Origin of the sequence: Mesorhizobium sp. M4B.F.Ca.ET.143.01.1.1, from assembly GCF_004792275.1 — a bacterium.
GTDB classification, from domain to species: Bacteria; Pseudomonadota; Alphaproteobacteria; order Rhizobiales; family Rhizobiaceae; genus Mesorhizobium; species Mesorhizobium abyssinicae.
Genome location: NZ_SRSR01000009.1, coordinates 257,442 through 264,964, shown reverse-complemented (window position 1 = coordinate 264,964; position 7,523 = coordinate 257,442). Strand labels below are relative to the sequence as shown.

General features: G+C 65.2%; 6 protein-coding genes and 1 pseudogene. 6 read left to right on the top strand and 1 reads right to left on the bottom strand.

Annotation, left to right across the window (positions count from 1 at the left end):
- Positions 1-102 (top strand): annotated as a pseudogene (locus EN786_RS23020) (IS110 family transposase); the annotation flags it as partial.
- Between the two features lie 203 nt (positions 103-305).
- Here the strand turns inward: EN786_RS23020 and EN786_RS23015 are convergent.
- Positions 306-914: a hypothetical protein gene (locus tag EN786_RS23015; RefSeq protein WP_127285580.1), complete on the bottom strand. Its 609-nt coding sequence runs from the start codon at positions 912-914 to the stop codon at positions 306-308.
- Between the two features lie 264 nt (positions 915-1,178).
- Here EN786_RS23015 and EN786_RS23010 point away from each other — a divergent pair, with 264 nt between their 5' ends.
- The 5 genes from EN786_RS23010 (at position 1,179) to EN786_RS22985 (ending at position 7,473) form a co-directional block, all read left to right on the top strand.
- Positions 1,179-2,075 carry a GlxA family transcriptional regulator gene (locus EN786_RS23010; protein ID WP_245478439.1) on the top strand — a complete coding sequence of 299 codons (897 nt, stop codon included), beginning with the start codon at positions 1,179-1,181 and terminating at the stop codon, positions 2,073-2,075.
- Positions 2,076-2,283: 208 nt separating this feature from the next.
- The gene (locus EN786_RS23005) at positions 2,284-3,588 is read left to right on the top strand and encodes a Xaa-Pro peptidase family protein (protein WP_127311664.1); all 1,305 of its coding nucleotides are present in this window, start codon (positions 2,284-2,286) and stop codon (positions 3,586-3,588) included.
- A 249-nt stretch (positions 3,589-3,837) separates the two neighbouring features.
- The gene (locus tag EN786_RS22995) at positions 3,838-4,515 is read left to right on the top strand and encodes an isochorismatase family protein (RefSeq protein ID WP_127311665.1); all 678 of its coding nucleotides are present in this window, start codon (positions 3,838-3,840) and stop codon (positions 4,513-4,515) included.
- A 10-nt stretch (positions 4,516-4,525) separates the two neighbouring features.
- On the top strand, positions 4,526-5,491 hold the full coding sequence (locus EN786_RS22990) for an alpha/beta hydrolase (RefSeq protein ID WP_135908897.1): 966 nt from the start codon (positions 4,526-4,528) through the stop codon (positions 5,489-5,491).
- A gap of 341 nt (positions 5,492-5,832) precedes the next feature.
- Entirely contained in the window at positions 5,833-7,473 is a 1,641-nt protein-coding gene (locus tag EN786_RS22985; RefSeq protein ID WP_127311769.1) for an ABC transporter substrate-binding protein, read from the top strand.
- Positions 7,474-7,523 lie beyond the last annotated feature (50 nt).

The window sequence follows — 7,523 nt, the reverse complement described above, 5'->3', positions numbered from 1 at the left end:
GTCGGCAAGCCGAAGATCGTCGCCGTCGTGGCCGTCATGCGAAAGCTGCTGACCATTCTCAACGCCATCATCCGCGACCAAAAACCATGGCAAACAGCTTGACAGCCAAGACAGTCGCTCTCCCCGTATAGTGACGGGGAGAGGAAGCGCTCTCCTCGACGGTGTCGCCAATCGCGAGTGTTGTAGAAAAGGCGCCGACGTCGCGCTCATCTACCTTCCCCCCGTTCACGGGGAGAAGGTGCCGGCAGCGGGGCGGCGCGACGTTTCTAATTTCGCCCCAGAGTGCGCGACGTATGGGACCGGCTTCAGGTCTGCCGGCGGCCGAAGACGCGGGCAACGCGCCCCAGCAGGCTGGGACCTGGAGCAGCCGACTTGACCGGCGCCGGCGGCGCGGCCGGCTCGGCACCGGCACGATTTTCCAGGTCGGACACCATGGCCGTAACCGCCTTGTTGACATCGAAGGCCGATGTCGGACGGGCGTCCTTCATTCGTTGCTGGGTCAGCGGCGAACATGTCGGGCGGCCGTCCGCGCCGAGTACCTCTCCCATGGTGAGCTGGTGGGTGAAGCGGAAAAGGGCAAAGACGGCATATTTGGTCGCCTGCGCGTCATAGGCGCGGCTTTCGACCTTGGCATGGATTTCCAGCAGCTTCGGGATCAGGAACTGAGCCTTGTCCGGCGCGGCTTCGCCTTCGTATGGCAAGGTGCTCCAACCGGCCTTGATCAATGTGGCCCTGAATTCGGCTGGCTCTCGCCAGAGGGCGACGACAGTCGCGGGATCGACAAAAGCCGTGACGTAGTTCCCCTTCATGTTGTGGGCGATGCCGACCTCGTCCAGCAAACGCTTGCATTCGGGAACGAGCCAGACGGCCTTTGGAAAGATCGACTGGAATTCGAAGTCGTAGTTCAGTTCCATCCGAAAAGCCTCCGGCGTTTCATCACCCTGACCTTCCGTCAAGTCTCGCAATTTCTACTTAAGGTTTTGCCTATCTTGCTTGGTGAACGGCTGATTGACTGGCGTCCCCGTTGCCAGCCGGCCGGGCCACCCGCTACAGTTCCAGCCGCCTCAGGAAAGAGCATCGTGACTTCCAATTCCGCCAACCGCAAACGCGACCGCGCGCAGCCGGCGGCGGGCGAAGCCCCCCTCGCCTTCGCCGTGCTGGTCTTTCCCGGCTTTCCGATGATGGCGTTTTCCTCGCTGATCGAACCGCTGCGCGCAGCCAATGTGCTCGCCAAGCGCGAGTGCTACCGCTGGGTGATCGTCGGCGCGGATCCCGGCACGGTCGAGGCCTCCAATGGCGTCGTTATCCAGCCCGGCTTTTCGGCGGCCGATGCGCCGAAGGTCGACCGCATCGTTGTCTGCTCCGGCGGCGATGCCGACCATGTCGTGGCCGACGAGGCGATGAGCTGGATCCGGAAAAGCCTGCGCGGCGGCGCGCATATCGGCGCGGTGGCGGATGCCGCGTTCTTCCTCGCCCGCGCCGGCCTGCTCGACGGACATGCCTGCACCCTGCACTGGACCAGCCAGGCCGCCTTCACCGAGGCTTTCCCGGACATCGAGCTCAGGCGCGATCTCTTCGTCATCGACCGCAAGCGTTTCACCTCGGCCGGCGGCGTCAGCAGCCTCGACATGATGCTGGAGATCATCACCGGCGACTATGGCGCCGAACTCGCCGCGGGCGTCGCCGAGTGGTTCGTGCACAGTCCTTTGCGATCGAGCGTCGACCGCAAGCTGATGCCGCTCAGGTTGCGCACAGGCGTGCAGAACGAGCTGGTGCTGTCGGCCATCGCGATCATGGAGGACGCGGTGGAGGAGCGGCTCGGCATGGCGGAGCTGGCGACAAGGCTCGGCGTTTCCCCGGACAAGCTCGAGCGCAATTTCCGCGCCGAGCTGGACATCTCACCCAACGGCTATTACCGGCGGCTGCGGCTGAAGCGCGCCGCCGACCTGCTGGCGCATTCGACGCTGATGGTGCGCGATGTCGCGCTGGCGTGCGGGTTTGCCTCGATGTCGAGTTTTGCGCGGGCATTTCGCGAGGAGCACGGGCACGCGCCGAAGGCGATGCGAAGGCAGTAACTCTTCACTGTGCTGAATGCTGAGACGCTGGCGGGACAGCGTCCCCCTCTGGCCTGCCGGCCAGTCCGGCAGGACAGAGGGGGGCGAAGGATCTCGGCGCCTGTAGTTCGCCTCACCACATCTGCGGCATCCGGCACGACATTTGCGGGAATCCGCACACACTTCGTATGACGCATAGCCCATGTTCTCCGCTTCAGGAGGCACCGCCATGAGCATCGTCGTTTTCGACCCCGACAGCACCGAGGATGTGGACTTCAAGGATCGCATGCGCCATCCGGCGGCCGCTGATCCGGCGGGCGGCATGTGGCTCTCCGACACCGAGCCGTCCTTCATCGATGCGGATGCGCTGCGCAAGGGGCGGCTCAAGAAACTGCGCGGCTGGATGCGCGAGGCAGGCTATGGCGCGGTCGTCCTGTTCGACCCCTACAACCAGCGCTACGCCACCGGCTCGCGCAACATGTTCGGCTATTTCCTGCGCAACTCGACCCGCTATTTCTTCATCCCGACCGAAGGGCCGGTGGTGCTGTTCGAATATCCGCAGAGCTACCACGTCTCGATGGTGCTCGATACGATCGACGAGGCGCGGCCGTCGAAGCTGGTCTGGTCCTCGGTATCGGGCCGCGACGACGAGACCGCCGGGCCGTTCGCCGACGAAGTCACCGAACTGCTGAAGAAGCACGGCGGCGGCTCGATGAAGCTCGGGCTCGACCGCTGCAGCCATCTGCAGGCGCTGGCGCTCGAAAAGCGCGGCTGCGAGGTGCGCGATTGCCAGGGCGAGATCCTGGCCGTGCGCGCGGTGAAGACGCCGGAGGAAGTGAAATGCCTGCAGGCGTCCATGGCCGGCGCCGAGGCCGCAGTGTCCGCCGTGCGCGAGGCGATCAAGCCCGGCGTCTCCGAAAACGAGCTGTTCGCCATCATGTATGGCGAAGTGATCCGCCAGGGCGGCGAGTTCATCGAGACGCGGCTGCTCACCTCCGGCCAGCGCACCAACCCGTGGTTCAGCGAGGCGAGCGGGCGCAAGATCAGGCCGGGCGAGCTGGTCGCGCTCGATACCGACACGATCGGCTGCTACGGCTATTATTCCGATTTCTCGCGCACCTTCCGCTGCGGGCCGGGCAAGCCGACCGCCTACCAGAAGTCGCTCTACCGCATGGCGCACGACCAGGTGCAGCACAACATAGGCATCGTGAAGCCCGGCATGGCTTTTCGCGAGATCGCCGAGAAGGCCTGGAAGATCCCGGACCGCTTCGTCGACCAGCGCTACACTTCGGTCATGCACGGCGTCGGCATGCATGGCGAGACGCCTTTCATCGCGCACTCGATGGACTATGAAACCTATGGCCGTGACGGCATCATCGTGCCCGGCATGGTGGTCAGCGTCGAAAGCTATATCGGCGAGAAGGGCGGCCGCGAGGGCGTCAAGCTGGAGGACGAGATCCTGATCACCGAGACCGGGACGGAGTTGCTGTCGCGGTTTCCGTATGAGGACGATTTTCTGGAGCAGCAGGTTTGATGTCGGCATGATATTGCAAGCCTTCGAGATTAGCCGCAGCACCCGTGAGGTCGTCATCCTAGGGCGGAGCAAGGAGCGCAGCGACGCGGCGCAGACCCTAGGATCCATGCCGTTACGTCGGAGCGCTGCAACGGTGCAGAATTCTGTTCCGCTGCATTTTTCGCTAAAGGTAACGGCATGGATTCCAGGGTCTTCGCGACGCCGCTTCGCGGCTGCTTCGCCCTGGAATGACGAAGCGCGAGCATCCGCATGAAAACGCCCATTTCCATCCGGCGCGGCACCGTGGCCGCGGTGTTCATCGATCTCCAGGAGGAGCATCGCAAGGACGAACGCTATCTGGTCGACGGCTTCGGCGACATCCTCGCCAATGTCCAGCGGCTGCAGGCGGCGGCGCGGCGCAATTTCGTGCCGCTCTACCACTTCGCCTACATCGTCGACCTTGCCGAGGCGCGGCCGTTCCATCCGGTGGACGCCAGCGGCAAGTCGGCCTTCTCCGACAAGGACGACCCGCTGACGGCGATCTGCGCGGAAGTGGCGCCGGCCGAGGGCGAGACGATGCTGGTCAAGACCGAGGCCAGCGCCTTCGGCAACGGCGCCTTCGCCGACCGGCTGAAGACGGCGGGCATCGAATGGCTGGTGATTGCCGGCGTCTGGACCGAGGCCTGCATCGACGCCACGGTGAAGGATGCGGTGGCGCGTGGTTTCCGCGTGCTGCTGGTCAAGGATGCCTGCGGCAGCGGCAGCGCGGCCATGCACCAGACCGCCATCCTCAATCTCGCCAACCGGCTCTATGGCGGCGCCGTCACCGGCACGCTCGATGCCTGCCGGCTGCTGGCGGGCGACACGGTCGATGCGTGGCAGGTCGAGGGGTCGGTGCCGCTGCGCTTCACCTACGAGAACGCGGCGCGGCTCTACGACGAGCTCTGACGGCAAGCCGATGGGCACGAACCAGATCGAAGCGGCCAGGCGGGGGAAATACGCCGCCCTGCTCGACCCGGAGCTGTGGGACTATATCGACCAGGTCAATGCCTGGTTTCCGCCCGAGATCGCGGCGCGGCCGATCGCGGAGCAACGGGCGGTCTACAACGCGATGTGCCGGGCCTTCCACCAAGGCCGTCCGGCCGGTGTCACGGCGAGTGACGATGTGGTCGCCGCCGACGGACGCGACATCGCGGTCCGGCGCTACCGATTGGCCGGCAAGGCGCCGCGGGCAATCGTCGTCTATTGCCATGGCGGCGGCTTCGTGCTTGGCGACCTCGACAGCCATGACGACATCTGCGCCGAGATCTGCGCCGCCACCGACTTCGAGGTGATCTCGGCCGACTACCGCCTGGCGCCGGAGCATCTCCATCCCGCCGCCTTCGAGGATTGCCTCGCCGTGTTCGAATGGGTGGCGGCGACAAGCGCGCTGCCGCTCGTGCTCTGCGGCGAGAGCGCCGGCGGTAATCTCGCCGCGGCTGTTGCGCACGCCACGCGCCGCAGCCAGCGCCACGCCGCCGGTCAGGTGCTGATCTACCCCGAACTCGGCGGCGCGACGGGCAGCTCCTATCTCGAGCATGCCGAGGCGCCGCTGCTCAGCCTCAGCGATATCGAGTTCTACCGCCGCATCCGGTCCGCGCCGGGTCAATCGCTGGACGATCCGACCCTCTCGCCGCTGCGCGACAGCGATTTTACCGGCCTGCCGCCGACCTTCATCATCACGGCCGAGTGCGATCCGCTGTCGTGCGACGGCGAGGCCTATCGCGACCGCATCGTCGCCGCCGGCGGCTCGGCCTGGTGGCAGGAAGAGCCGCGGCTGGTGCACAGTTTCCTGCGCGCCCGCAACAGCGTGCCGCGCGCCGGCGAGGCGTTTGCGAGAATTGTTGCGGATATTGGCAGGCTTGGCGCGGCGATGGAGCGCTGATCTCCCCCCTTGTGGGGGAGATGGCCGGCAGACCAGAGGGGGGCGCGAAGGATCGCGGCCCCTCAGAATCCTTAGGATTCAAAACCATTCGTCATCGCAGCGCTGAATAGCCGAGATGCTGGGCGGGACAGCGCCCCCCTCTGCCCTGCCGGGCATCTCCCCCACAAGGGGGGAGATTGGCGCTACCCACGTGCGGAACAGCGCACAAGAATTGCGGAAAAGCGAACATTTCCCTGCGTAACCCCGCCCTATCATCGCCGCAGGTCAACGGGCGCTCCGGCGAGACGCATCCGCCCCCCGCACCGCGACCGGCCGGGGCGCCCAACAGGGAGGGAACGACGATGAAATTCATGCTGACCGACAGAAAACTGCACCCGCGGGCAAAGCCCACCGCCGACGATTTCAGGAAAGGCGGCATCAGCCGGCGCGAATATCTTGCCATCATGGCCGGCCTTGGCGTCAGCGCCGCCGGCGCCTTCGCGTTGGGCGGGCTCGGCACGTCGCCTGCCCGCGCGGAGGAGCCGAAAAAGGGCGGCATCTTGCGCGTCGCCATGAACGTCAAGGGTTTCAAGGATCCGCGCACCTTCGACGGTGTCGAGATGTCCAACGTCGCGCGCCACTGCAATGAATATCTGGTGCGCTGGAACACAGACTTCAGCTTCGAGCCATGGCTCTTGGAAAGCTGGGAGACCAGCGACGATGCCAGGACAATCACGCTGCACGTGCGCAAGGGCATCAGCTGGTCGAACGGCGACACATTCAACGCCGACGATGTCATCCACAATTTGACGCGCTGGTGCGATGCTTCTGTCGCCGGCAACTCGGTCGCCGCGCGCATGGGCGCACTGGTCAACGCCGACACCAAGAAGCCGGTCGATGGCGGCATCGAGAAAATCGACGACTTCACCGTCAAGCTCAACCTGCCCAAGCCCGACATCTCGCTGATCGCCGGCATGGCCGACTATCCGGCGCTGATCATGCACCGCTCCTATGAGGGCGACGGCGACCCGAAGAAGGCTCTAGCCATCACCACCGGCCCTTGCGAACTGGTGAGCTGGGATGCCGAGACGGGTGCGGAGGTGAAGCGCAAGGACAAGCCCTGGTGGAAGGGCGAGTTCCATCTCGATGGCATCAAATGGGTCGACTACGGCTCCGATCCCAACGCCATGCTGTCGGCCTTCGAATCCGGCGAGATCGACACCGACCACGAGACGGCTTCGGACGCCGTATCGCAGACCGAAGAGATGGGGCTCGAAAATTCCGAGATCGCCACCGGCTCGACCATCGTCGCCCGCTTCAATGTCGGCAATGCGCCCTACGATGACGACAAGGTGCGCCGCGCCGCCCAGCTTGCCGTCGACAACTCGGCCGTGCTGAAGCTCGGCATCGACGGTCGCGGCAAACCCGCCGACAACCACCATGTCGGCCCGATGCATCCGGAATTCGCCGATATCGGCCCGGCCAAGCGTGACGTGGATGGCGCCAAGAAGCTGCTCGCCGAGGCCGGCAAGGCGGACCACGAATTCGACCTCATCTCGGTCGACGTCGAATGGCAAAAGAGCACCGGCGACGCGATCGCCGCGCAGATGCGCGAGGCGGGCCTCAAGATCAAGCGCACCGTGCTGCCGGCCGCCACCTTCTGGAACGACTGGAGCAAATACCCCTTCTCCTGCACGGAATGGCTGGGGCGGCCGCTCGGCGTGCAGGTGCTGGCGCTCGCGTACAAATCGGGCGCCGCCTGGAACGAAAGCGCCTATGCCAACAAGGAGTTCGACGAGCTTCTCGACAAGGCGCTGGCGATGCCCGATGCCGCCCAGCGCAAGGAGATCATGGCCAAGATTGAGCAGAATTTGCGCGATAGCGGCATCATCATCCAGCCCTACTGGCGCTCGGTCTACCGCACCTACCGCAAGGGCGTGCAAGGCTGCGAGCAGCACCAGTCGCTCGAGCAGCATTTCGAGAAAGTGTGGCTCGACTCCTGATCCCTCCCAGGGTGGCAACCCCGGCCGGCGCGGCTCAGCAAGAGCCGCGC